The organism is Bacillus sp. MN7755 (assembly GCF_054771475.1).
Map to the genome: position 1 here is coordinate 46346 of NZ_BTRL01000009.1, position 23661 is coordinate 70006.

General features: G+C 34.3%; 26 protein-coding genes. 19 read left to right on the forward strand and 7 right to left on the reverse strand.

Annotation, left to right across the window (positions count from 1 at the left end):
- Positions 1 to 4 precede the first annotated feature (4 nt).
- The gene (locus ACYVEC_RS11310) at positions 5 to 145 is read left to right on the forward strand and encodes a YrzO family protein (RefSeq protein WP_000894066.1); all 141 of its coding nucleotides are present in this window, start codon (positions 5 to 7) and stop codon (positions 143 to 145) included.
- Between the two features lie 60 nt (positions 146 to 205).
- Here the strand turns inward: ACYVEC_RS11310 and ACYVEC_RS11315 are convergent, their stop codons facing one another.
- Complete coding sequence (locus tag ACYVEC_RS11315) at positions 206 to 301, reverse strand: DUF3948 family protein (RefSeq protein WP_001179705.1); 96 nt, start codon at positions 299 to 301, stop codon at positions 206 to 208.
- A gap of 211 nt (positions 302 to 512) precedes the next feature.
- Between ACYVEC_RS11315 and ACYVEC_RS11320 the strand changes: the two genes are divergently transcribed.
- The gene (locus tag ACYVEC_RS11320) at positions 513 to 1118 is read left to right on the forward strand and encodes a lysophospholipid acyltransferase family protein (RefSeq protein ID WP_063223570.1); all 606 of its coding nucleotides are present in this window, start codon (positions 513 to 515) and stop codon (positions 1116 to 1118) included.
- Positions 1119 to 1169: 51 nt separating this feature from the next.
- Here ACYVEC_RS11320 and ACYVEC_RS11325 read toward each other — a convergent pair whose 3' ends face one another.
- Positions 1170 to 1265 carry a DUF3948 family protein gene (locus ACYVEC_RS11325; RefSeq protein ID WP_064774810.1) on the reverse strand — a complete coding sequence of 32 codons (96 nt, stop codon included), beginning with the start codon at positions 1263 to 1265 and terminating at the stop codon, positions 1170 to 1172.
- A 305-nt stretch (positions 1266 to 1570) separates the two neighbouring features.
- Between ACYVEC_RS11325 and ACYVEC_RS11330 the strand changes: the two genes are divergently transcribed.
- The 6 genes from ACYVEC_RS11330 (at position 1571) to ACYVEC_RS11355 (ending at position 7583) form a co-directional block, all read left to right on the forward strand.
- The gene (locus ACYVEC_RS11330) at positions 1571 to 2548 is read left to right on the forward strand and encodes a LacI family DNA-binding transcriptional regulator (protein ID WP_063223571.1); all 978 of its coding nucleotides are present in this window, start codon (positions 1571 to 1573) and stop codon (positions 2546 to 2548) included.
- Between the two features lie 148 nt (positions 2549 to 2696).
- Positions 2697 to 3026, forward strand: a complete 330-nt coding sequence (locus tag ACYVEC_RS11335; RefSeq protein ID WP_063223572.1) for a PH domain-containing protein — start codon at positions 2697 to 2699, stop codon at positions 3024 to 3026.
- Between the two features lie 118 nt (positions 3027 to 3144).
- Positions 3145 to 3981: a YitT family protein gene (locus ACYVEC_RS11340; RefSeq protein WP_000248049.1), complete on the forward strand. Its 837-nt coding sequence runs from the start codon at positions 3145 to 3147 to the stop codon at positions 3979 to 3981.
- Between the two features lie 138 nt (positions 3982 to 4119).
- Positions 4120 to 4476: a YxeA family protein gene (locus tag ACYVEC_RS11345; protein WP_000728436.1), complete on the forward strand. Its 357-nt coding sequence runs from the start codon at positions 4120 to 4122 to the stop codon at positions 4474 to 4476.
- A 743-nt stretch (positions 4477 to 5219) separates the two neighbouring features.
- Positions 5220 to 5984: a TatD family hydrolase gene (locus ACYVEC_RS11350; protein ID WP_063223573.1), complete on the forward strand. Its 765-nt coding sequence runs from the start codon at positions 5220 to 5222 to the stop codon at positions 5982 to 5984.
- 93 nt (positions 5985 to 6077) lie between these two features.
- Positions 6078 to 7583: a DL-endopeptidase inhibitor IseA family protein gene (locus ACYVEC_RS11355; RefSeq protein WP_063223574.1), complete on the forward strand. Its 1506-nt coding sequence runs from the start codon at positions 6078 to 6080 to the stop codon at positions 7581 to 7583.
- 35 nt (positions 7584 to 7618) lie between these two features.
- Here ACYVEC_RS11355 and ACYVEC_RS11360 read toward each other — a convergent pair whose 3' ends face one another.
- Positions 7619 to 9268, reverse strand: a complete 1650-nt coding sequence (locus tag ACYVEC_RS11360) for a DUF2334 domain-containing protein (RefSeq protein WP_199677999.1) — start codon at positions 9266 to 9268, stop codon at positions 7619 to 7621.
- A 250-nt stretch (positions 9269 to 9518) separates the two neighbouring features.
- On the opposite strand from ACYVEC_RS11360, the gene ACYVEC_RS11365 reads away from it, so the two are divergent.
- Complete coding sequence (locus ACYVEC_RS11365; RefSeq protein ID WP_060633079.1) at positions 9519 to 10052, forward strand: transglycosylase SLT domain-containing protein; 534 nt, start codon at positions 9519 to 9521, stop codon at positions 10050 to 10052.
- Between the two features lie 11 nt (positions 10053 to 10063).
- Here the strand turns inward: ACYVEC_RS11365 and ACYVEC_RS11370 are convergent, their stop codons facing one another.
- Both ACYVEC_RS11370 and ACYVEC_RS11375 read right to left on the reverse strand, forming a co-directional pair.
- The gene (locus tag ACYVEC_RS11370) at positions 10064 to 10858 is read right to left on the reverse strand and encodes a DUF4931 domain-containing protein (protein ID WP_063223576.1); all 795 of its coding nucleotides are present in this window, start codon (positions 10856 to 10858) and stop codon (positions 10064 to 10066) included.
- A gap of 134 nt (positions 10859 to 10992) precedes the next feature.
- Positions 10993 to 11115, reverse strand: coding sequence for a hypothetical protein (locus ACYVEC_RS11375; protein ID WP_063223577.1), 123 nt, complete (start codon positions 11113 to 11115; stop codon positions 10993 to 10995).
- A 425-nt stretch (positions 11116 to 11540) separates the two neighbouring features.
- Between ACYVEC_RS11375 and ACYVEC_RS11380 the strand changes: the two genes are divergently transcribed.
- Together ACYVEC_RS11380 and abc-f are read left to right on the forward strand one after the other, a co-directional pair.
- On the forward strand, positions 11541 to 11675 hold the full coding sequence (locus ACYVEC_RS11380; RefSeq protein WP_286676867.1) for an RAxF-45 family protein: 135 nt from the start codon (positions 11541 to 11543) through the stop codon (positions 11673 to 11675).
- 124 nt (positions 11676 to 11799) lie between these two features.
- Complete coding sequence (gene abc-f, locus ACYVEC_RS11385) at positions 11800 to 13680, forward strand: ribosomal protection-like ABC-F family protein (RefSeq protein WP_063223578.1); 1881 nt, start codon at positions 11800 to 11802, stop codon at positions 13678 to 13680.
- A 247-nt stretch (positions 13681 to 13927) separates the two neighbouring features.
- On the opposite strand, the gene ACYVEC_RS11390 is transcribed toward abc-f, so the two are convergent.
- Positions 13928 to 14125 (reverse strand): hypothetical protein, encoded by a 198-nt coding sequence (locus ACYVEC_RS11390; protein ID WP_000369248.1) that lies wholly within the window; start codon positions 14123 to 14125, stop codon positions 13928 to 13930.
- A gap of 230 nt (positions 14126 to 14355) precedes the next feature.
- Here ACYVEC_RS11390 and ACYVEC_RS11395 point away from each other — a divergent pair, with 230 nt between their 5' ends.
- The 6 genes from ACYVEC_RS11395 to ACYVEC_RS11420 all read left to right on the forward strand — a co-directional run bounded on the left by ACYVEC_RS11395 (position 14356) and on the right by ACYVEC_RS11420 (position 21979).
- Positions 14356 to 16059, forward strand: coding sequence for an ABC transporter substrate-binding protein (locus tag ACYVEC_RS11395; protein WP_063223587.1), 1704 nt, complete (start codon positions 14356 to 14358; stop codon positions 16057 to 16059).
- A gap of 238 nt (positions 16060 to 16297) precedes the next feature.
- Positions 16298 to 18025, forward strand: a complete 1728-nt coding sequence (locus tag ACYVEC_RS11400) for an ABC transporter substrate-binding protein (protein WP_063223579.1) — start codon at positions 16298 to 16300, stop codon at positions 18023 to 18025.
- A 108-nt stretch (positions 18026 to 18133) separates the two neighbouring features.
- Positions 18134 to 19090, forward strand: coding sequence for an ABC transporter permease (locus ACYVEC_RS11405; RefSeq protein WP_000860691.1), 957 nt, complete (start codon positions 18134 to 18136; stop codon positions 19088 to 19090).
- A gap of 12 nt (positions 19091 to 19102) precedes the next feature.
- Entirely contained in the window at positions 19103 to 20026 is a 924-nt protein-coding gene (gene opp4C, locus ACYVEC_RS11410; RefSeq protein WP_098555344.1) for an oligopeptide ABC transporter permease, read from the forward strand.
- 10 nt (positions 20027 to 20036) lie between these two features.
- Positions 20037 to 21017: an ABC transporter ATP-binding protein gene (locus ACYVEC_RS11415; RefSeq protein WP_063223581.1), complete on the forward strand. Its 981-nt coding sequence runs from the start codon at positions 20037 to 20039 to the stop codon at positions 21015 to 21017.
- Complete coding sequence (locus ACYVEC_RS11420; protein ID WP_460506479.1) at positions 21014 to 21979, forward strand: ABC transporter ATP-binding protein; 966 nt, start codon at positions 21014 to 21016, stop codon at positions 21977 to 21979. The genes ACYVEC_RS11415 and ACYVEC_RS11420 overlap by 4 nt, the downstream gene beginning before the upstream one ends.
- Positions 21980 to 22018: 39 nt before the next feature.
- Here the strand turns inward: ACYVEC_RS11420 and ACYVEC_RS11425 are convergent, their stop codons facing one another.
- Positions 22019 to 22891, reverse strand: coding sequence for a Cof-type HAD-IIB family hydrolase (locus ACYVEC_RS11425; protein ID WP_063223583.1), 873 nt, complete (start codon positions 22889 to 22891; stop codon positions 22019 to 22021).
- Positions 22892 to 23341: 450 nt separating this feature from the next.
- On the opposite strand from ACYVEC_RS11425, the gene ACYVEC_RS11430 reads away from it, so the two are divergent.
- Together ACYVEC_RS11430 and ACYVEC_RS11435 are read left to right on the forward strand one after the other, a co-directional pair.
- Positions 23342 to 23449: a DUF3948 family protein gene (locus ACYVEC_RS11430; RefSeq protein WP_000664237.1), complete on the forward strand. Its 108-nt coding sequence runs from the start codon at positions 23342 to 23344 to the stop codon at positions 23447 to 23449.
- 43 nt (positions 23450 to 23492) lie between these two features.
- Positions 23493 to 23600 (forward strand): DUF3948 family protein, encoded by a 108-nt coding sequence (locus tag ACYVEC_RS11435; protein ID WP_000664237.1) that lies wholly within the window; start codon positions 23493 to 23495, stop codon positions 23598 to 23600.
- Positions 23601 to 23661 lie beyond the last annotated feature (61 nt).

Consider the following 23661-nt stretch of genomic DNA (forward strand, 5'->3'; position numbering starts at 1 on the left):
TCATATGTTAGAAAGTTTATTGTTTTTCTTCGCTGTAGGAGTTGCTTGTGAGCTTGCAGCAATTAATCGAAATGGTCGTAAGAAGATAAAACAACAAGCTGAAATGATAGAGCTTTTAAAAGAGTTAAAAGAAAGAAACATTTAAAAAGACGACCGGGCATAGACGGTCGTCTTTTTCTATATAAAGGGGAAAGGGGACACAAAGTTATACAAGCGTAGCAGCGTAAATCAAAGCAGTAAGAAGAAGGGAGCCGCTAGCTAATCCTAAAAGATCTAATTTGTTAAAAGTGATGTTTTGCATAATGAATTCTCCTTACTTGTTTCTTTCTGACTTAATTGTATGAAATATTGTAAGAAGTAACTATCGAATTAGCTTACAAAAAAATTACACTTTTGTAAGGATTGAAATTTAACAATTAATACTTATTTTTATTACCAACTCCTAAAACTTAGTGTTATAATTGTTGTAAGAAAATGATTATACTTCGGATGTTTAGAAAGGAACGAAACAAATGTATAAACCAATTACATTTTTGTTGAAATATATATTTAAAACAGCTGGGAAAGTAGAAGTACAAGGAAGAGAAAAGTTACCAGAAGGTGGCCCGTATGTTGTTGCGTGTACACATACAAGTTTTATGGATGTATTAATGTTAGCTACAGGGATGTACCCGACCCAAATTCATTACATGGCCAAAAAAGAATTATTTGAAGGGAAATTCAAAAATTGGTTCTTCAAAAACGTAAATGCATTCCCTGTAGATCGTGCGAATCCAGGACCGAGTACACTCAAAATTCCATCACGCCTATTAAAAGAAGGGAAAGTAGTAGGGATTTTTCCAAGTGGAACGAGATCAACAGAAGACGTTTCATTAAAAGCTGGAGCTGTTACGATTGCGCTGCGTTCTAACGTTCCATTAGTACCGGCAGCTTATGTTGGTCCATCAAGTATAAAAGAATTAATAAAAGGAAAAAGGGCACAATTGATTTTTGGAGATCCAATTCAAATTGATGCGGAAGAACAAATAGATCGAAAAACAGCTATGAAAATGATGACAGATCAATTAAATGAGAAGTTTGAGGAGCTAAAGGAAGCTTTGGAATCAAATCAAAAATAAGAAAAGACGACCTAGACGGTCGTCTTTTTCTATATAAAGGGGACACGAAATTTATACAAGCGTAGCGGCGTAAATCAAAGTAGTAAGAAGAACTGATCCGCTAGCTAGTCCTAAAAAATCTAATTTGTTAAAAGTGATGTTATTCATAATGAATTCTCCTTACTTGTTTAATGTAGAAGCAACAGCTTTTGCATCGAAAAGAGCGGATAATACCATGCCCATTGTATTGAAGAAATTATTTATTTTCATTTTGTTCATCATATGAATCCGCTCCTTTTCGAGTAGTTGTTGCCCTGTTTCTGACTTAATGGTATGAAATATTGTGGAGATTCACTATCGAATTAGCTTACAGGAAAATTACACTTTTGTAAGAAAAACGAATGAAGTTGTAATGATAAGAAGATTTGACATATGTTCATGGGATTCATTAAGTTAAAAGTAGAGGTGAGTGTATGGCTAACATTAAAGATATTGCAAAGATGGCGGGAGTTTCCGTTACGACTGTGTCAAGGGTGCTAAATGATCATCCGTACGTAAGTGAAGAAAAAAGGAAAGTGGTTTTAGAGATAGTTGAGAAGTTGAATTACTCACAAAACGCAAATGCTGTTCATTTATCAAAAGGAAAGACGAATATTGTTGGTGTAATTCTACCTTATATTAATCATCCGAGCTTCGATGCAATGGTAGGGGGAATGATGGAGAGAGCGTTAACTCATAATTACAGGGTGCTACTTTGCCAAACAAATTATAATAAAAAAGAAGAAATGAAAAGTCTACATATGTTAAAAACGAAACAATTAGATGGTCTTATTATTTGTTCACGTGCAAATGATTGGGAAATGATAGAACCGTATGCTTCTTACGGCACAATCATTGCTTGTGAAGATAATGATATTGCAAACATCTCAAGTGTATATACAAATCATTCGGCAGCTTTCCAACTAGGAATGAATCACCTTATTGAAAAAGGTTATAAAAAAATTGGTTATTGTACGGGAAGAAAGCTAGGACCGAGTAGTCAAAAGCGTTTTGATGTTTATAAACAGCAATTGCAATCTATAGATGAAGAAGTTAATGAAGAATGGATTTTCACAGAATGCTTTACATTAGAAGATGGTGTGAGAGTGGCTCATAAGTTAAAAGGGATGCAGAATCTTCCTGAAGCGTTAATAGTAGCAGGAGATGAAGTTGCAATTGGGGTTATGACGGAAGTTGGGAAATTGGGTATTCGAGTTCCTGGGGATTTAGCGATTATTGGTTTGGATAACCAACCTATTTCGCAAGTGTTGCAGTTGACAACTATTGATCAAAATTTGAAGGAGATAGGGAAAACGGCTTTTGAAATGTTTTACAGGAAAATAAGTGATGAGAGCTCTAAACAAGAAAAGGTGGAAATTTCATATGAACTTGTGGAGCGATCTACAGTGTAGTTTTAATCCGTTATGTGCATAAGTGCATAACGGATTGTTTTTTTGAAATATCTTTGACAGGAAACGCGTTTCATACTTTATAAAGGAGTTAAGCCGGTTTGTAACAATCCATGGATTCTTTTCAAGAATAGTATTTGGAGGGATATGCATGAATGAACTTTTATTAAGTATGAAAAAGTATATAGAAGATGACGAAAAGATTTTAGCCTTTATGGTAGGGATCTTTGAGAAGGATAATTTCACGTTATGTTATCAACATGGAATTTTTGTTGCCACTACTAGACGTCTCCTGTTTTACGGGAAATTTCCGTACTATCCTTCAACATTTAAAGAGTACTCATATTTGCATATAGATAGCATAGATTTTTATCCGTACTTTGAGTTTACTTGTAATCAAGAAACGGTTAGAGCTAAGCATATTCAGAAAGGGAATGTGGAGCGATTTGTTCGTGCAGTTAGAGCAAATGTGAATAATTAATCACCCCTTTGTTTAAACATAATATCTCGATCTTTAAGAGGAAAAATGAGGAATAAAAACCACTTCTAAACCTCTAGGAGATAGTGATACAATGTCAAATGGGGGGAGGGGATGAACTATGGTTAATCAACGTATAAAGGAAATAACACTAATTACAATTGGTTCATTATTATTCGCAATTGGTATTAATTACTTTGCAATTCCAAACCGTTTATCGGAAGGTGGAATTATTGGTTTAACGGTTGTTACGTACTACTTATTTGATTGGTCACCAGGGATTGTGAACTTTGCTATAAATGCAGTTTTACTAGCTATTGGTTATAAGTTTTTTGATAAAAAAACGATGGTTTATACAATTTTAGGGATTGTAGAAACATCCTTGTTTTTATATGTTACAGAACATATTGAGTATCATGTAAATAGTGATACACTATTAGCAGCTTTATTTGCTGGTTTGTTTGTAGGTATCGGATTAGGCTGTATGTTCAAAGCTGGAGGTACATCAGGAGGATCGGCAATTTTAGCACAGTTAGCAAATCAATATTTAGGGTGGAGTGTTGGTAAAGGCGTACTTATTATTGATATCGTTGTAATTGCTGGTTCTGTATTTATAATAGGACAAGAAAAAGCGATGTACACACTTGTTGCAGTATTCATCGGAGCGAAAGTGATTGATTTTATTGTAGAAGGAATGGATACAAAAACAGCTGTTACAATTATTTCGAATCAACCAGACCTAATACGTGAGGCTATTACGAAAAACATGACACGCGGTGTCACTGTACTAGAAGGACGCGGCGGATATACTGGTAAAAATAAAGAAGTTTTATATGTTGTTATTAATAAACAAGAGCTTGTTAAGTTAAAGCAAGTTATTAGTCGAGTAGATGAAGATGCTTTCGTTGTTATTCACGATGTGCGTGATGTACTTGGTGGTGGCTTTAAAGCGAGCTAAAAGGTGAACGAGTAAATTCGTTCACCTTTTTTTATTCTTACAAAAATGTAAGTGTAATGTAATGAGATTCAATAGTAGATTTTATTCCTTCTTTTTAAAATGGATGTATATAGATCCTGCAGAGGAGGAATGTTTATTATGAAGAAAAAAATGATCACTACTATAATAGCGATGCTAGTGATAGTAGTAATGTTACTGCCTACGAAACTTGGACCAGTTATCGATAAATATAATCCGCTTTATAAGACGAAAGAATACTATACGGTTGTGAATACAATTGGTCAGCATGTTGGTGATGAGTGGTATGAATATGAATTTATTGCATTTGACGAACGTGGAAGAGAACAAAAAATAAAGAAGACTGTTAAGCATATGTTAAAGAGAGATGAAGCATTAAAGGTGTACGCAAAAGGACGCTACGGCGAGTCAATTGAAGAAATTGAAGCTGTAAATATTCCTATTAATGCAAAGAGTAAACTTTTAGCGATGAGATAGCAAAATATACCCCTGCCTATTTTTTGTCGAAAACGAAAATACTAGGTAGGGGTATATTTAGGTGCGTAAAAAAGCCTTAGTCCATATGGGCTAAGGCTTTTTTATTATATAAAGGGGAAGGGGGTACATTGTAGTAGCATGAGTGAAAGGTATAAGAAGAGTAGCTACTAGCAATGTGATTTGGTTATGCGAGTGTTCTTCTTATTTGGCTTACTTTCTAAATTTATTGTACGAAATATAGATAAGGGAAACTATCGAATTACATTACACATAGCTTACAAACATGTAAGTCTTCTGTAATGTAATTCGATGGTTAAAAGCTAGTGAATTTTATATAGTGTAATTAGAAAGTCTCACTGTATTACTTTCTGTTTGTAATGTAATGAAGAATGAAAAACCAACTACTTTTTAATAGCCCTCATCTGTATGTAGATGGGGCCCTTTTTATAAACCTTACAACATTGTAAGGTTTACGTAAGTTAATTCGATAGTAAATTTGTCATATTTTTTGCATAATAGATACAAATAGATAAAAATAATTAGGGATATAGTAAGAAGGGAGAAGAATGGGATGTTTAAAGAAGAAGTAGTGAAGTTTCCAATTAAAGATTTCTGTAGCTACTTTACTGTTGCCGTAGTATGTATTGGATTATTTGATATCATAACAAACTTAATTGTTAAATAATATAGATGATAAAACAAGAAGGGAGATCCTTTCTTGTTTTTTTTATGGAGGAATAAAGATGAAATGGATGGATAGTCATATACATGTTGACCAATATAAGGATGAAGAGAGAAGTAGATTACTGAAAGATGTGGAAAATAGTAAAGAGATAAAGGGGCTTATTGCGGTATCTATGAATTATCAATCATGTAAAGAAACTTTATCTTTAGCAAAGCGATATCCTTTTGTACATCCAGCAATAGGTTTTCATCCAGAGCAACCGCTTCATAAAGAAGAATGTAAGCAAATCTATAAATTAATTGAAGATCATGTAGAGGATATAGTAGCGATTGGTGAAGTAGGCTTACCGTATTATTTAAGGAAAGAAGATGAAAGGATTACTCTAGATCCATACATAGCTGTATTGAAAAGATTTATAGGGCTAGCTAGTGAGTATGATTTACCAATTGTATTGCACGCAGTTTATGAAGATGCTGACATTGTATGTGATTTACTTGAAGAATATAAAGTTTCACGTGCGCACTTCCATTGGTTTAAAGGAAGTGAGGAGACAATGAAACGGATGATGACGAATGGTTATCATATTTCTATTACACCGGATGTTTTACATAAGGAGAAAATTAGAAAAATCGTTTCATATTATCCGCTTGAATATATGATGGTAGAAACAGATGGGCCGTGGGAATTTCAAAAGGACGTTATGACGCACCCAAGAATGATTAGAGAAGTATTAAATGAAATTAGTATCATAAAAAACATATCTATTGATAAGGTTACAGAAACATTATATGGAAATACCATTCGGTTTTATTTGAAAAGATAGGAGTGTTACTCTTATCTTTTTTTATGGATATTTTTTCTATTTTTCCATATAATTCATGATGTGTTTAATTTTGTGAAGGAAGTGGGTAGGAGAATGGGGAAAGTATATAAAAAAATAGCTATTACAATTATGACTGGGATGCTTTCACTTGCAATGTTTGGGTGTGAATCGGAAAAAAAGGTGACAAATACAAACGTAGCACAAGAAAAATTGGAAGAACAAATTGATCCAGTAGTTGAAAAACAGATGAAAGAAACTGAGAAAAACGGGAATTCGGTTGGAAACAGTTCTAATAAAGGGAAGATGGTAGAGAGTAAGGGATGGGTTTACTATGCGGTAAATGGTGATAAAAATACAGGAGGCATCTATCGTACGAAAGATCAATTTCAGACTTCGGAATGTGTAGTAGAAGGTGTAAATGCTTCTTACATAAATATAAAAAACAAAGCTTTATATTTTATTCATACGGATGAAGAGAAGAATGCGGGATTATCTTCTTTAATGAAGTATGATATATCTAGCAAAAAGTTAGACACGTTAAAAGAGGATACAAACTATGTTTATATTAAAGATCAAACTTTATTTTATCCGAAAAAATATTCTGAGCATGGTGGTTTTGACATTGTAGGGATCGCAAAAATGGATTTGAAGAAGGGACAGGAAGAAGAAGCTGCATTTCAAAACTCCGGTTGGTCTCGAACGATAGATGATAGTATTCTACATTGGAATAAAAATCGTGGAACACAAGTGACAAAAGATAATAAAACTTGGTCAAAAGAAAATTATGCAACAATATCTAGTGCTACGTATAATAATGAAAAATTATATGCTGTTGTTGATTTTTCGTTACCTTTTGAAACAAATGAAGCTGAGCACGGTATATATGAGATAGACCTTCAACAAAATAATGAAAAGTTATTGGTAAAGGATGCCTTGCAGATGAATGTGAAAGGGGATACTTTTTATTATTTAAAAAAGGACGGAGTATATAAGAAGAAAATGAATGGTGGAAATGAAAAAGTAATTTATAATAAAGCGGTTGAACCAACTAAATCCTATTTATATTTTGTAGCAGGAGATATGTATCTCTATACGGATAATGGAACTATCATGAATCTGGATACAAAGAAATCAAATGAAGTAAAAGATAAGAAGCTAGCAGATAACGTTATGTTACAGAAAGTATGGAATGCACAGAAGGAACTGACTAATGTTCAAATGGCTGCACTAACAGGAAACCCAAAACGAGTAGGGGATTTTTCATACGGGGAATTAGTGAATCCTATTTATAATAAGAAAGATAATTTAGAGACTACGCTATCTACGTACTTCTCAAAATCATTTATAGCAGAGTATATGAAGAGTAAGTATATTAAAGAGTTAAATGGAAAAATGCACTATGTTATTGGAGATCCAGGGTCAAAAGCAGCAACTAAATTTACAAAAATTATTTCTGCCGAGTTAAAGGATGAGAAAATAAAAGCACAGGTAGAAACGTATAATGACTATGATAATGTAACTGAAAAAGTAGAAGTTGAATTTATTTATGAAAATAATCAATGGGTTATTAATAATATGCCACGTTTTGGTTTAAGTTAAAAAAACCACCAAGCATTCTGCTTGGTGGTTTTGTATTAGGATTCTAATTTTTTCGCACGTCTTAATAATAAAAGAAAGACAATGACGAAGAAACCAAGTAGAAGGAAGAATCCATATTGTTTTATATAATCCATTACGTCACTTGCGCTTGTTGGTTTTTCAACGTGAATCCCGTCTTTATTAGTAGTGATATGAATATCTTTCATTTTCACTTCATTTGTTTCTTTTTGTAAATCAATCCATTCTATGTTTGGAATGCTTTCTAGGTCCTTTAACACTTCTTTTAATGGTTTCACACCTAAGTAAGGATGATAGAATGCACCAATAACCCCGTCAGATAATTTAGCAACAGATACTGCATTTGCTTTCATCTTTGCAATAGCTTGTGGCTTATCTTCTTCAATAAAGCCAACTGTTTCAGGCATTAATTTCATTCCATGTAAGAATGATGGTGTACTTCTGTATGCTGGAGAGTGCATGGACTTCCAAGTTGTATCACTTAACTGTAGTTGTCCTACATAAGTTGAAAAATACCTTGATAATATTTCATATCCTTTTTGAGACATCGTGTAATGAGGTGCTTCAAATGCGATAGGATATAGTTTAGCATCTACAAGTTCTTGAATCCCTTTTTCAATATGATCAGTCGTATATTTTTCTTCAAATTCTTCCCCTTTTTTTATGTATGTATTATATGCCTCTATATTAGGGAAATCATCTTTTGTTTTTGGTTTTTCATGCTTCGGTTGACGAATTGGTTGGTCTGTTTTTACGTCCCAAAATTCAAAACCTTCACCAGTTTCACTATCATAAAATTGGTGAGTATAACCATGCATAATAATTGCTGCACCATCATCTTGCATAGAGCGTAAAAGATCGACTAGTTCGGGTTTATCTTTTAAATGTAGTGTTTTACCTGTCTCTGGATCCGTATATACAGGAATAACAGTGATCATGTATGGCATCTTTTTCTCTTTTAGTAATTCAGCAATTTCTGTTAATTGATTTATATCTGCGGCTGGATGAACGTCCTCAAGACGTAAATAAGCTTCCACTTTATTTGTCGTTGGCTTTTGTTCAAAGTAAGAAAATAGGCTTTCGCCAATATAATAAGATATCCAATCAAAGAGGTTAGAAGTTGCAACATAATAAGAATTATTTTGTTGTACAATTAATGGATAAGTAGTATTTCCTTTTAAAGCATTGGCAAGAATTGTTCCATTTGTATCAAGGTTTTTAATGGATCGTTCGTCCTCTAATGTATTCTTTAGTTTACGTGTTGGATATTCAATTGTATCAGAGTTTATATCTTCATTTTTAAGTGTGATAAATGAAAAACGATTGGATAATTGTTCTATATTTTGACCTAAAACTAGTATTGGCCCTGAGAAATTTTCTAGAAATTCTTTTGTTTCAGTGGAAAGTTCTTCTTGTTTTTCACCTATGTAAATAACATGTGTATATGAAGATTTATCAGTTATTTCAGCTAACTGTTTTATGTTTTTTATTGTTATGTTATTAGTAAAATGTCCTACTTGTGTATTAAGTATTTGGGTATCATTTGTAATTTGATCATCGATCGAACTGTATAAAATAAGGACTTTTGGATTTTCGTTTTTTTGTGCGGAAATAGGGACAGGAATTAATAGTAGTAAACAAAATAAGAGTAGCAACCATTTTTTCATATTAGTATTCTCCTAGTTTATATTTAGAATTCAGTTTACAATTATATACAAAAAAAGCGTTTCAGTCTATGAAAGTTACATTTTTGCACGTATTTACCAGCTGTTTTTTCACAAAATCGGTCTAAAGCATGATGATAATATGTATAGTTATTTGCTATGATAAAAGGGTAAGAGAATGATAGAATGTGGGTAATTGTAAGGGAAGAAGGCTGAAAGGGGACAAATTTCAGCGGAGAAAGAGGTAGAAGTAGTGAAGAAATTCTTTGTAGGATTTTTAGTTGTTCTTGGGGTGTACTTATATTTCCAAGGAAAGTCTGAAGGAATGGGCAAGTTAGTGAATGAGACAAGCTATGTTGACTCAGAAGAAGCAAAACAGATGAAACAAATTATTATAGAGGAAGCAAAGAAAGTTAATCTTCCAGAATGGATACCTCTTACAATTGCCGAACATGAAAGTCGGTTAAATCCAAGAAGTGTTGGAGATAACGGAACTTCATTCGGATTGTTTCAATTGCATCGTGGTGGTGGGCTTGCACCAGATCATTTAACTGATGATGAGCTGAAAGATCCACGTATAAATGCGCAAATTGCAATGCCGCATTTAATGAAAGGATATAAGCGTGGGGTGCAAAAAGGCTTGACGGATTTTGCATTACTAAAATATATAGCAAATACATCTGGATGGCCAGGGAACTTAGGGCCAGAGTGGACGGATAATAACATGAAGTACAACGTCGGATTAGAGAATGTGTACTATCGAAATAAAGGTGTGATTAAAGAGTAGGTTTTCTATACCTACTCTGTTTTTTTATGAATAATTTTATCTTCTTCTCTCGTGAAGTACTGCGCGAGTTGTATTTTCACCTCTTCTAGCTTTGTAGAAACTTGTGGTATTTTATATCCTACATATAAGGGTGAGACGACAAACCTAGGAACAACTTTACAAATGATTTTTCCGTTTAAATGATAGAAAAATAAGTTATAACTACTACATCCTTTATGGAAATCTGTCAGTATGTAACGTACAGTTTGTTGAATATAATTTGCCAATTCATCTATGCATCTAACATCTTCAATAATGATATTAAATTCAGTAAAACCGATAATAGGACGATCTGAAATATTGAGTTCAATGTGTTCGTTTTTTTGTACAATGACTCCTTGGAAGTTCTCCGTGTCTACGTTATCGAGATAGTCTACATATTTCATTCCGATAATCTGCATGTGTGCATGATGCAAACTCCCGCCTGAGAATGGACCATGATTTTTGTATAAAATCACAGATGTGAATTCTTCATTCTTCTGTAAGTCTAACCAATGTTTAATGGAGAAACGAATTAGCGATTTCATATGTTCTTCTGTATATGTCGCAATATGGTCTTCACAATTATCTGTTTCGATTAGCACCGTTTGAAATGTATCTTTTAATGTAGGGAATTTGTTTTTTAGCCAAATAATTGAGCCCTCAGTTGCTAAAATATCCGTTAAATTTTCTCTGTCACAAAAAGGACATGTAGCGCTTCTATTCCGAATGCTTTCTGGTTTTTGTTTGCCAATATCGTTTAAAAAGTATAGTTGTTGTGTATCCATTTGTATATATGCCCCTTTAAAATATGTATAAAAATCCCGCTTAATACATTCGGGAAAGGGAGAGGGAAATCCTTTAAAGGGAATAGGAAAAATAAAAGACAAGATATCCTCGTTACAACAGGGTACCTTGTCTTTTATTCTTTCTTTAATAATGCGTATGGATAATATAGATCATTTTTATTATGCTTCTTTTTTCTATTTTTTATTGTGTATAAGGCAATTGCTGTACTTGCAATTATAACAATGGCTTTCTTCATATTCCTTTACCCCTTTTTATTGTTGGTTTAGTTCTTGGCTAACTGCTTTTGCATCAACTAAAGCATGTAAAATCATTTTTACCATGTTCATCATATTCCTTCACTCCTTTTTATAGTTTGTTTAGTTCTTTTACAACTGCTTGTCCGTTCACTAATACCTCAAAGATTGCTTTTACGATTTCTTTTGTCATGATTGTTTCCTCCTTTTGTTCTCTCTCTTGTTTACACCTTTATTGTATAGGGAGGCATCTTTTCGTACTATCGCTTTCCATTACGTGAACATAACAGTTTTGTAAGATTTGATGTCACTTATTGAAATGTTTAGTCTATCTTCATTATTTTCAGAAAAATGACTATTCAAACATGAAATGGGAAAGTATAATAAAGAAGTAAGTATTAAATTCCGTACGAAAGAGGTGAATGAGATGAAATGTTCTTTAGCTGCGCGTGCCAAATTTTTAGATTTTATCTATTTTTGTCGTGCGATTTTTCATGATGTAGTTGTTAACGGGATACGTCTGTCCTTTTTTAACAATTGCATAGTAGCTATTGAACAATAGAAATCTCTTCACCCATTTTTAATAAACGTGTGAAAAGGGAGCTATTTGGCTTCCTTTTTCTATGCCGAAAACCATGGGGAATGTTTCTTTCTCACGGTTTTTTATATTGAAAGGAGTACGGAAAATGACAATTTGTAGTGTAAATAATATAACGAAATCTTTTGGTGGAAACATCATATTTGAAAATATATCACTTGAAATAAAGAATGGTGAACGTGTTGGATTAGTTGGTCGTAACGGTAGTGGGAAGACAACAATCTTTCAGCTTCTAACTGGAATGGAAAGTTTGGATGCAGGGACCATTCATATGAAGAAAGGTACACGTATTGGTCATGTGGCACAAATTCCGAAATTTGATGAGGGTATGACTGTATATGCTGTATTGAATTCTGCTTTTAAAACAGAAAAGGAATTAGAAAGAGAAATGCGTGCATTAGAAAAAAATATGGAGGAAGAACTGGAACTGTCTGCTTTACAAAAGTTGATGGAGAGGTACGGAGTAATCCAAGAAAAGTTTGCGTTTCTTGGTGGTTATGAAATAGAAGCGAATATTATGAAGGTGGCAAATGGTCTACAGGTGACAGAACTATTCCCTCGAACATTTCTGGAGTTAAGTGGTGGAGAACAAACAAAAGTAAGCCTTGCATACATGCTATTGCAGAAACCAGATTTACTTTTATTAGATGAACCGACAAATCATTTGGATTTATTTGCAGTCGAATGGTTAGAGCAATTTTTAAAAGAATACAATGGAACGGTTATGGTCATTTCACATGATCGTTATTTCCTTGATGAAGTTGTAACAAAGATTTTTGATTTAGAAGATGGAGAGATTCACGTGTATCATACAAACTATTCTCGGTTCGTTGAAGAAAAGGAAGAAAGATTGCTCCACGAGTTTCAGGCTTATCAAGAACAGCAAAAGAAAATAAAGAAAATGAAAGAAGCAATAAAGCGACTACGTGAATGGGCAAATCAGGCGAATCCTCCGAATGAAGGATTGCATAAGAGAGCGAGAAGTATGGAACGTGCACTGGGACGCATGGAAAAACTAAAGAAACCTATTTTAGAACGAAAACAAATGGGACTTCAGTTTGAAGGGCAAGAGAGAAGCGGAAAAGATGTTGTTGTAATGAAAGAAGTGAGTAAAGGGTTTGCTGATCACCCTTTATTTAACGAAGCAAATTTACATGTTCGTTTTCAAGAGCGTGCGGCTATCGTTGGTCGTAATGGCACAGGAAAGACAACGCTACTGAAGTTATTATTAGAAGAACTGGAACCAGATGCTGGAGAAATTCGGATTGGTAGTAGTGTGAAAATTGGTTATTTATCACAGCATGCGTACGGAAATATGAGGAGTAATGTATTAGAGGCTTTCAGGGAATATGTAGCTGTAACAGAGGGAGAAGCGAGACATATATTAGCTAAGTTTTTATTTTATGGTCCAGCGGTGTTTAAGAAAGTAACACAACTGAGCGGTGGAGAAAAAATGAGGTTAAGACTCGCGCAACTTATGTATCAAGACATTAATTTTTTAATATTAGATGAGCCGACAAACCATCTCGACATTGAATCAAGGGAAGTTTTAGAGGAAGCTCTTGAACAATATAATGGGACGATTCTGGCTGTTTCACATGATCGTTATTTTTTAAATAAGTTATTTGAAAAGACGTATTGGATTGATGAGCACAAATTATTTGAGTTTGCAGGTAACTATGCATGGGCGCGTCAAAAGTGGGAGGAAAAGCTCGAGACGCAAGTAATAAAGCAGCAACGCCAAGGAAGAAAAAGTATTGAAACAGCCCCTGTAAAAAAGAAAGAAGCTAGGAATGTTGAGGAGATTGAAACAGAGTTAATGCATGTAGAAGAAGATATATATACGCTTGAGTGTAAAATGGAACATGTAGTTGATGTTGAAATGCTTGAACAATTGTATGAAGAAAAAACGAAGAAAGAGTTGTTACGAGCGGAGTTATATAATGAGTTAGAGAATATTGTGGAGTGAAAAATAAAAAGCGAATTCCTTTCAGTTTTACTGAAGGGAATTCGCTTTTTTATACTGATATTTTACTTTAAGAGATAAATAAAAGTTGTGTTTCACGTGAAACAGTAAGTTTGATAAATCTTTGTTCCGTAATTTACATGGGCTGTGAAACATAAATAGTATTAGGAACTTTTGGGATCGGTTAATTATTTCCCGAGACATAAGTATATGTAACAGCAATTCATGATTGAGAACAAAAAAAGCAGAGTTACAGCTTTACACGCTGAACTCTGCTTTCTTTTTGTGTGGCATCTTCCTTTGTTGAAATGATTATAGCGATCCCGAGCATAATAAAAAAAGCTAAAAAGAGGACGAACTTTGGGAAGAATGGGAATAGTAATAGTGCCCCGACTATCATAATTGTTAATAATACGTAGTGCAGGACGTATTGGAATAGGTTGTCCATGTTTTCGCCCCCTTTTTGGTAATTGGTTATTAGTATTCTATGTTTCATACTGAACGAATAGAAGTGAATTTTTAAGTTTTTTATACGAATTAAAAGAGAATGATTGACATGTTTAAGGGAAAGGAATAATCTTGAAATTAATTCATACTATTTTTATAGGAAAAATAAAAATAGTTACAGTAAGGGGTTTATGTTGTTACATACTTAGAAAGGAAGTAAGGGTGAAAATGATGCGAAAAACTTTTAAAGGAGTACTGTCTACATGTCTTAGTGTGTCAGTATTGCTAGCCGGATGTGGTCAAGAGGAAGCAAGTACAAATGAAGCTGGGAACGTACCGAAAGTAAAAGATGAATTTATTAAGGCAAGCGACAAAGCAAAAAGTCCTATAAAAGAAAAAGAAAGAAAAGATACTTTTGTAGTTGGCATGCCAAGTCCTGGGGGAATATTTCTTCCGCATTTTATGGAGAATGGATGGGATGGTAATATAACGCAAGCTATCTTTGCTCCACTTGTTGGGCTGGATAAGGAAGGAAAGCCAATTCCGATATTAGCGAAGAAGTGGGATATTTCGGAGGATCAGCTTACATATACATTTCATTTGAAAGATGATTTAAAGTTTAGTGATGGTTCGCCGTTAACTGCAGATGATGTAGCATTTACATTAACGTTATTACATGATCCAACTTATAGTGGTGCGACTGATATAAGCCAAACAGCAATAAAAGGTGGGCAAGCTTATAGAGAAGGAAAGGCAACCTCTATTGAGGGAATTCAAGTCATTGATCCGAAAACAATTACGATTACGACTGAAAAGGTAAATGCTCAAACACTATCATTAATCGGCGGAGAAGTTATATCTAAAGCTTATTACGGGAAAGAGTATAAACAAGGACACTTGGAGTATTTAAAAGAGTTGTATGGAAAGCCGGTAGGGGCAGGAGCTTATAAATTGGATAAATATATTCCGGGTCAAGAGGTTCGATTTGTAGCAAATGAAAATTATTTTGAAGGAAAACCAAAGATTGAGCACTTTATTTATAAAATTACAAAAGGTGATACGAAGCTACAACAATTTCAAGCAGGAGAAGTAGATTATGATGGTTTTACAACAAACGTGGAGACGGTTGAACAATTAAAAGATTTAGGTTTTGCTAATATTAATGTGTATACAGGAAGTTCTTATGGATACATTAAAATGAACTATAAGAAACCATACTTTAAAGATAAACGTGTCCGCCAAGCATTTATTTACGGATTAGAGCGTCAAAAGGTTATTGATACGTATTTCCAAGGGTATGCTTCACTCGTTAATATACCGATTACGCCAGTTTCGTGGGCATATACAGAAGAAGGTATTAATAAATATGATTATAACTTAGAGAAAGCAAAGAAATTATTGGATGAGGCTGGATGGAAAGCAGGCTCGGATGGGATCCGTGAAAAAGATGGCCAAAAATTGAGGGTAAGTTATTTTGCTTCTTCTGCAAGTAAAATAAATGATGTGATGATTCCTGTGATGAAAGAGGATTATAAAAAGCTTGGTGTAGAGTTTAACCCAGAATATATGGACTTTAATACGATGATTTCAAAAGTAATAAAAGGTGATTATGATTTAGCGATGGTATCTACGCCAATGATTGATGATCCAAGTGGAACAATTGAGGAGTTTGTTTCAACAAGTAAACGAAACTATGATGGATACCATAATCCGAAAGTAGATGAATTAGCTAAGCAAGCATTAGAAACGTTGGATATTGAAAAGCGAAAAGAAATCTATAAAAAGTTATATCAAGAGTTAAGCGAAGATCCGCCTGTTATTTTCCTAAATAATAGTAAAGTTGTGTCTGCACATAATGCACGCATTCAAGGATTGCAAGAAGATAACTATAACGGTATTTTGTTAAGTTTACCTAAATTAAAGATAGAACAATAATTTTGTAAAAATTCTAAAAATATTTATTTAGAAAGAATTGACAAAATATAACGGAAGATATAAGCTAATAACCATAAAGTCTACCGGAAAGGTCGGAATAGGATTGTTACCCCTCAAAAACATCTATTTTTTTACGATTAAAACCGACTTTTCCGATTGGCTATAAATGTGCTGTGGGAGGCATACATAAGCTTATAAGTTCAAAGGGTATAACTATTAAACAGTTAGGGTGGGGACAATGAAGAAAAAGACAAAAAAATGGGCTGGTGTATTTTCGGTATTACTGAGTAGTTCGCTTGTGTTATCTGCTTGTGGGGGACAGGAGGATACGGCTTCTACAGAACCAGTAAAAAAACAGGATTTAAAAGACGCTAAGATTGAATCAATTCCAGCTACAGATAAAAAGAAAAGTCCAGAGAAAGCAAATCAGCGAAAAGATACTTTTATTACAGCCATTTCTAAGCCAGGGGGAGTTTTCCTTCCGTATTTCCAAGATAATGGTTGGGATGGAAATGTAACGTCTGTTATCTTTGCATCACTAGTAACAACAGACAAACAAAGTAAACCTGTTCCGGACCTTGCAGAAAAATGGGATATTTCTGCTGACCAGTTAACATATACATTCCACTTACGTAAAAATTTAAAATTTAGTGATGGGTCGCCTTTAACCGCGGATGACGTAGCATTTACACTAACACTACTTCATGATAAAGCGTATGAAGGTGGATTGGATATTGCTCAGTATGCTGTTAAAGGCGGGAAAGAATATAAAGAAGGAAAAGCAACTTCTATTGAAGGAATCCAAGTTGTTGATCCACAGACAATTAAAATTACAACTGAAAAGGTTAATTCACAGGCGCTAACTAATTTAGGTGGCCCAGTACTATCAAAAGCTTATTATGGAAAAGATTATAAACAAAATACAAGTTTAGACTATTTAAAAGCATTATATGGGCAACCAATTGCAGCGGGTCCATATAAATTTGAAAAATATGTTCCAGGTCAAGAAGTACGCTTTGTTGCTAACGAAAATTATTATGCAGGTAAACCAAAAATCAAAAACTTTATTTACAAAATCACATCAGGTGATACTGGATTCCAATTATTCCAAACAGGTGAACTGGACTATAGTGGATTTAGAGCGAAACCTGAGAATATAGACCAATTAAAAGGATTAGAGTTTGCAAATATTAATCTTGAATCATCAAGTGATATTGCTTATATCTATGTAAATAATAAGAAGTCGTATTTGAAAGATAAAAAGGTCCGCCAAGCACTTACTTATGGATTAGACCGTAAGAAGTATGTGGATACAGCTTTACAAGGATATGGCTCTGTTGCTAACGTACCAATTGCTCCAGTTTCATGGGCATATACAGAAGAAGGTATTAATAAATATCCACACGACGTAGAAAAGGCTAAAAAATTATTGGATGAGGCTGGTTGGAAAGTAGGTTCTGACGGGGTTCGTGAAAAAGATGGTCAAAAGTTAAAATTAACATACTACGCATCAAATACAGGTAAAACAAATGATATCTTTATTCCAATCGCAAAAGAAAGTTACAAAGAAATCGGTGTTGAATTAAATCCAGAGTTGATGGATTTTAATACGATGCTTTCAAAAGTAGGAAAAGGCGACTACGATTTAGCGGCAGTTTCAACACCAGGAATTAGTGATCCAAGTGAAGTTGTAAGTGAGTACTTATCAACTAATCCAAAAAGTGATACGGGTTATAATAATCCGAAAGTAGATGATTTGATTGTAAAAGGTATAGGGACGACAGATATTGAAAAACGTAAAGCAATTTATAAAGAACTGTATAAAGAGTTAAGTGATGATCCACCAGTTATTTTATTAAACTATCGTAAACTACTTTATGCTCATAATGCACGTATAAAAGGAATTGATCCAGAAAAGTACGATAGCATCAGTTCCAACTTACCAGTGTTATCTATTGAACAATAAGGGTTGACCTAAATAATAGAAGACGTTTTTTCACACAGCAAGGGAATAGTAGCTGTTTTGAAAAAATGTTCTTCTATTTTTAAGTAAATAGGATTGGGGAGACAAAAGGTGAAAACATATATCATTCGTAGGTTCCTTCAAATGATCCCTACATTGTTTGGTACATCTATTATTATTTTTTTCTTATTTGCACTTTTGCCGGGGGATTACATTGATTCAAATCCAAAGTTAACACCAGAGAGAGCTCAAGAGTTAAGGGAATTATATGGCTTAAACAAACCAATTATTGAAAGGTATTTTCACTGGTTAGTGAATGCTTTGCATGGTGATTTTGGATTTTCTTTACAGTATCAAGAACCGGTAACTTCATTACTTAATAAATTTATTTGGAATACATTTATCGTTGCTGTTGCAGCTTTATTTTTCACTTGGATTATTGCTCTTATTATTGGGGTTATTTCTGCAACAAAGCAGCATTCTTGGTTTGATAGATTGGTAACGATCGGTGTCTTTGCAGCAATGTCATTTCCATCATTCTTTATCGGGTTATTTTTAATTAAATTATTAGCAGTTGATTTAAAGTTATTACCTATTGGTGGCATGATTGATATTGGGAGTAACTCAACAGGGATAGCATACATATTAGAAGTATTACGTCATATGATTCTACCGGTGTTTATTTTAACGCTTCTTGGTGTAGGATCGTTAACACGATATTTTAGAACTGGCATGTTGGATGTTATTAGGCAAGATTATATTCGTACTGCTCGTGCAAAAGGCTTAAAAGAAAGAACTGTTATTTATAAACATGCATTGAAAAATGCAATTTTGCCAGCAATTACATTACTCGCTTTTGAATTACCAGGTTTATTTTCAGGAGCTATTATTATTGAACAGATTTTTAACTGGCCAGGAATCGGTAGCATTCAATTAGAAGCATTAAACTTCCGTGATTATACGGTATTAATGGCCTTTACGATGTTTCTTTCATGTTTAACAATTATGGCAAATTTTTTAGCGGATATTGTATATGCGTTTGTTGATCCAAGAATTCGCTTGAAGTAAGGGGGGAAAGATATGGAGACTATTACACCAATAATAGAGAAAAAGAAAGAACGGAAAAAGGGAAACGAATCATCACCATGGCGCCAAGCGTATAAAAAAATTAAGAAAAATAAGATGGCATTGTATGGATTATACATTTTAATATTTATGTTTTTATTTAGTTTTATCGGTCCAATCTTTTCACCATATGCTGATGGAAAAGTACAAGTAACACAAATTAATAAACCACCCAACCTATCACATTGGCTTGGAACAGATCAGTTGGGACGGGATATTTTAACTAGACTTATGCAAGCAGGACGTATTTCATTAACAATTGGTTTAGCGTCGATGCTACTATCTGTTATACTAGGTGCTCTATTAGGAGCAATTGCTGGTTTTTATCGAGGTATTGTAGACCATTTAATTATGCGTGTTGCAGATGTCTTAATGTCCATTCCGGGATTACCGTTACTTATTATAATGGGAGCAATCTTATCAGAATGGAAATTACCATCGGAATACCGTTTATATGTTGTAATGATTATTTTAAGTTTAGTAGGATGGCCAGGACTTGCCCGTCTTGTGAGAGGACAAATTTTAACGTTGCGGGAGCAATCCTTTATGCAAGCAGCAGATGTATTAGGATTAAAGGATTCTCGGAAAATTATTCATCATTTAGTTCCTAACGTCTTACCGTTGCTTATTGTTGTAGCAACTTTGGGTGTGGCTGGATCTATTTTAAGTGAATCCGCACTAAGCTACTTAGGTCTCGGCGTCGTCCCACCTACACCATCATGGGGAAACATGATTAGTGCAGCGAACTCATTGCTTGATTTCCAAAAGCGTCCGTGGTTATGGATTCCGCCTGGTTTTGCAATCTTTATAACAGTTGTATCAATTAACTTACTTGGTGATGCACTTCGTGATGCGTTAGATCCAAAGATGAGACGGTAGGTGAGAGAATATGAGTAAAGCGGTAGTAGAGCTGAAAGACTTACAAACACACTTTCAGACAGAAGAAGGGACAGTAAAGGCTGTGAATCACGTTAGCTTTGCAGTTCGAGAAGGTGAAACTGTTTGTGTTGTAGGTGAATCGGGTTGCGGGAAAAGTGTAACAGCCTTATCTATTATGGGACTTATTGCTGAATCAGGCAGTGTAGTAGGCGGAGACATTTTATATGAAGGAAAAAGTCTTTTAGGAATGAAAGAGAAAGAGCTTCGTAGTTTACGAGGAAATGATATTGCGATGATTTTCCAAGAACCGATGACATCGCTAAATCCGGTCTTTACTGTAGGTGAACAAATTGTAGAAACGTTAAGAGAGCATGAATTACTTAGTAAAAATGAAGCGTATAAGAAAGCAATTGAGTTAATTCGTAAAGTCGGCATAGCCCGTGCGGATGAAATCGTCCATTCTTATCCGCACGAACTAAGCGGCGGCATGTTACAGCGTATTATGATTGCTGTTGCACTTAGTTGTAATCCTAAGTTATTAATTGCTGATGAACCGACAACGGCTCTTGATGTTACGATTCAAGCTCAAATATTAGACTTATTAAGGCAAATAAAAAAGGAATTTAAAACATCCATTTTATTAATTACACATGATTTAGGCGTTGTAGCAGAAATGGCTGATTACGTTGTCGTTATGTATGGTGGGAAAGTTATTGAAGAAGCACCGGTACTAGAGATATTCCAAAATCCGAAACATCCATATACGAAAGGATTGTTGAAATCAAAACCAGTGATGGGAAAACGAATAGATAAACTATATTCTATTCCAGGGCAAGTTCCTAATTTAGTTGGTTTGGATGAGTTTTGCTACTTTAGCGGTCGTTGTGAGCATTGTATGGAAGTATGTAAAGAAGAAGCACCAAATTTGAATATACATGATGAGAATCATAAAGTAGCTTGCTGGTTATATGAGGAGCGTGCGGGACAATGAGTGAACCATTATTAGAAGTAAAAAACTTAAAAACATATTTTCCAATTAAAGGCGGCATATTTAGTAGAACGGTTGGACATGTAAAAGCAGTTGATGGAGTAAGTTTTACTATTAATAAAGGCGAAGTATTCGGCCTCGTTGGTGAATCAGGAAGCGGAAAAACGACGATAGGAAAAACAATTTTACGTCTCGTCCAAAAAACGGAAGGGGAAGTGAAGTTTAAAGGGCAAGATGTTCACGCTTTATCGAAAGAAGAATTGAGAAAACATCGTCCTAATATGCAACTCGTATTTCAAGATCCATTTAGCTCATTAAATCCGAGAATGAGAATTGGAGAAGCACTTGGTGAGCCGATGTTGGCTCACGGACTAGCGACGAAAGAAAATGTGCGTGAAAAGGTGATAGAAGTATTAGAGTTATGTGGCTTAGCCCCATATCATATTGACCGGTACCCTCACGAGTTTTCTGGTGGACAACGTCAGCGTATTGTTATCGCAAGAGCTATGGTATTAAACCCAGAGTTTATTGTAGCTGACGAACCTGTGGCAGCACTAGATGTATCTATTCAAGCACAGATCATTAATTTATTTAGTGAGCTACAGGAGAAAAAGGGACTATCTTATTTGTTCATTTCACATGATTTAAGCGTAGTAGAGCATTTATGTACGAAAATTGGAATTATGTATTTAGGAACGATTGTGGAAACAGCGCCACGTGATGAGTTATTTACAAACCCGCTTCATCCGTATACAAAAGCATTGTTATCCGCTGTGCCAATACCAGATCCAACAGTGAAGCGAGAGAGAATCATACTAGAGGGGGATATTCCAAGCCCAGCAAATCCACCTTCGGGTTGTCGCTTTCATACGCGATGCCCGTTTGCAACAGATGTTTGTAAACAAACGGTACCGGAATTCCGTAATGTTGGTGAAGAGCACTTTGTTGCTTGTCACCATGTATAAAAGAGAAGGACTCTTTCAGAGGTTGAAAGAGTCCTTTTTTCATTTACTAGATGAAGTTTGTTTCAATACAAATTGCTCGATTGCATGAGCAACACCATGTTCATTGTTTGTTAATGTTACAACATCACATAGTTTTTTTACATCTTCTTCAGCATTTCCCATTGCAACTGATAAACCAGCTACTTCTAACATGGGTACATCGTTAAAATTGTCACCGATAGCAACTGTATCTTCAATTGGTATATTAAAGTGGGCTGCCATTTGTTTCAGTCCATTCCCTTTATGCCCGTTCTTATCCATAATTTCTAAATTAGTAGGGGCAGATGCTGTAACCATAATATCAGTGTCTTCTTGTAACATACTTAATAGCTGTGCGCGATGCTCTGCATTAAATGTTAAAATGAAGAATTTAGATATTTCTAACTCTGGATTATTTACAACATCTTCGACTCTTTGGAAATCAGTAATTAAGTTTGATTTCTTTTGTTTTTCTGTAATTCTTTCAAGTTCCTCAAGTGTAACATCTAGTGCATGCTTGTTTTCTTCGAATGCTTGCATGACTTGATCTTGCCATGTATATGGAGAATAAACTCCTTTATTCGTATATAGCTTATACGGAACACCTTCAGATTCTAGTAACTTTGCAAGTTTGTACACTTTGTCGTTTTGTATACAACGCGAGTTAATTACTTTTCCATCCACATAAACAATTGCCCCATTGCTCGCTCCAACTGGAAGAGATAGTTTATATTCTTCCAACAGTTTTAAAGCATCCTCTTTCGCACGGCCAGAACAAATCATTACAATATGACCAGCTTCTTTTGCAGTTTGGATAGCTTGTAAGTTCTCTTTGGAGATTTCAAGATTAGATGATAGTAGCGTACCATCCATATCTAATGCGATTAATTTCAAAATGACCACCTCTTTGTTTTTATTATACATAGTTATATAGAGGAAACATATAAACTTATCTTGGAAAGATTGTATTTTATCTCGTATGAACTATCAGTAAGAATTTGATAGATTCCACCTTCTTAATGAAAGATTTATCTTAATTTGTAACAAAAGTAGAGGTAGGTATGGGTATGTTTCGTTATATGACTGTAATATTACATGAATGTTACAAACGTAAACTTAGTAGAAAGTGCATTAAAACAAGGTTTTTGAGGATGTTTATAAAAAAACGTAAAAAAAGTGTAATAAAATTTACGTAATTATATTGCAACGTAATAATAGTTATGTTACATTAGTGTTACAAACGTTACGTTATTGAATTTAATGTAACGCTAACATAAAAACTATGAAATAAACATTTCTTAGAAATTACATATAGATAACTTATTAAAAAGGAGGACGAAAGATATGAAAGAGCAAGTATTACAAGTAACAAAAGGTGACTTCGTAGGATCAGCAAGTGGAGCAGTAGTATTAACAGCATTAATCGTATTTCTATCAAGCGTATTAGTATAATAGAAGTTTTGTAACAAAAAACAAATGAAGGGAGAATGAAAAAATGAAAGAGCAAGTATTACAAGTAACTAAAGGCGACTTCGTAGGATCAGCGAGTGGAGCAGTAGTATTAACAGCATTAATCGTATTTCTATCAAGCGTATTAGTATAATAGGAGTTTTGTAACAAAAAACAAATGAAGGGAGAATGAAAAAAATGAAAGAGCAAGTATT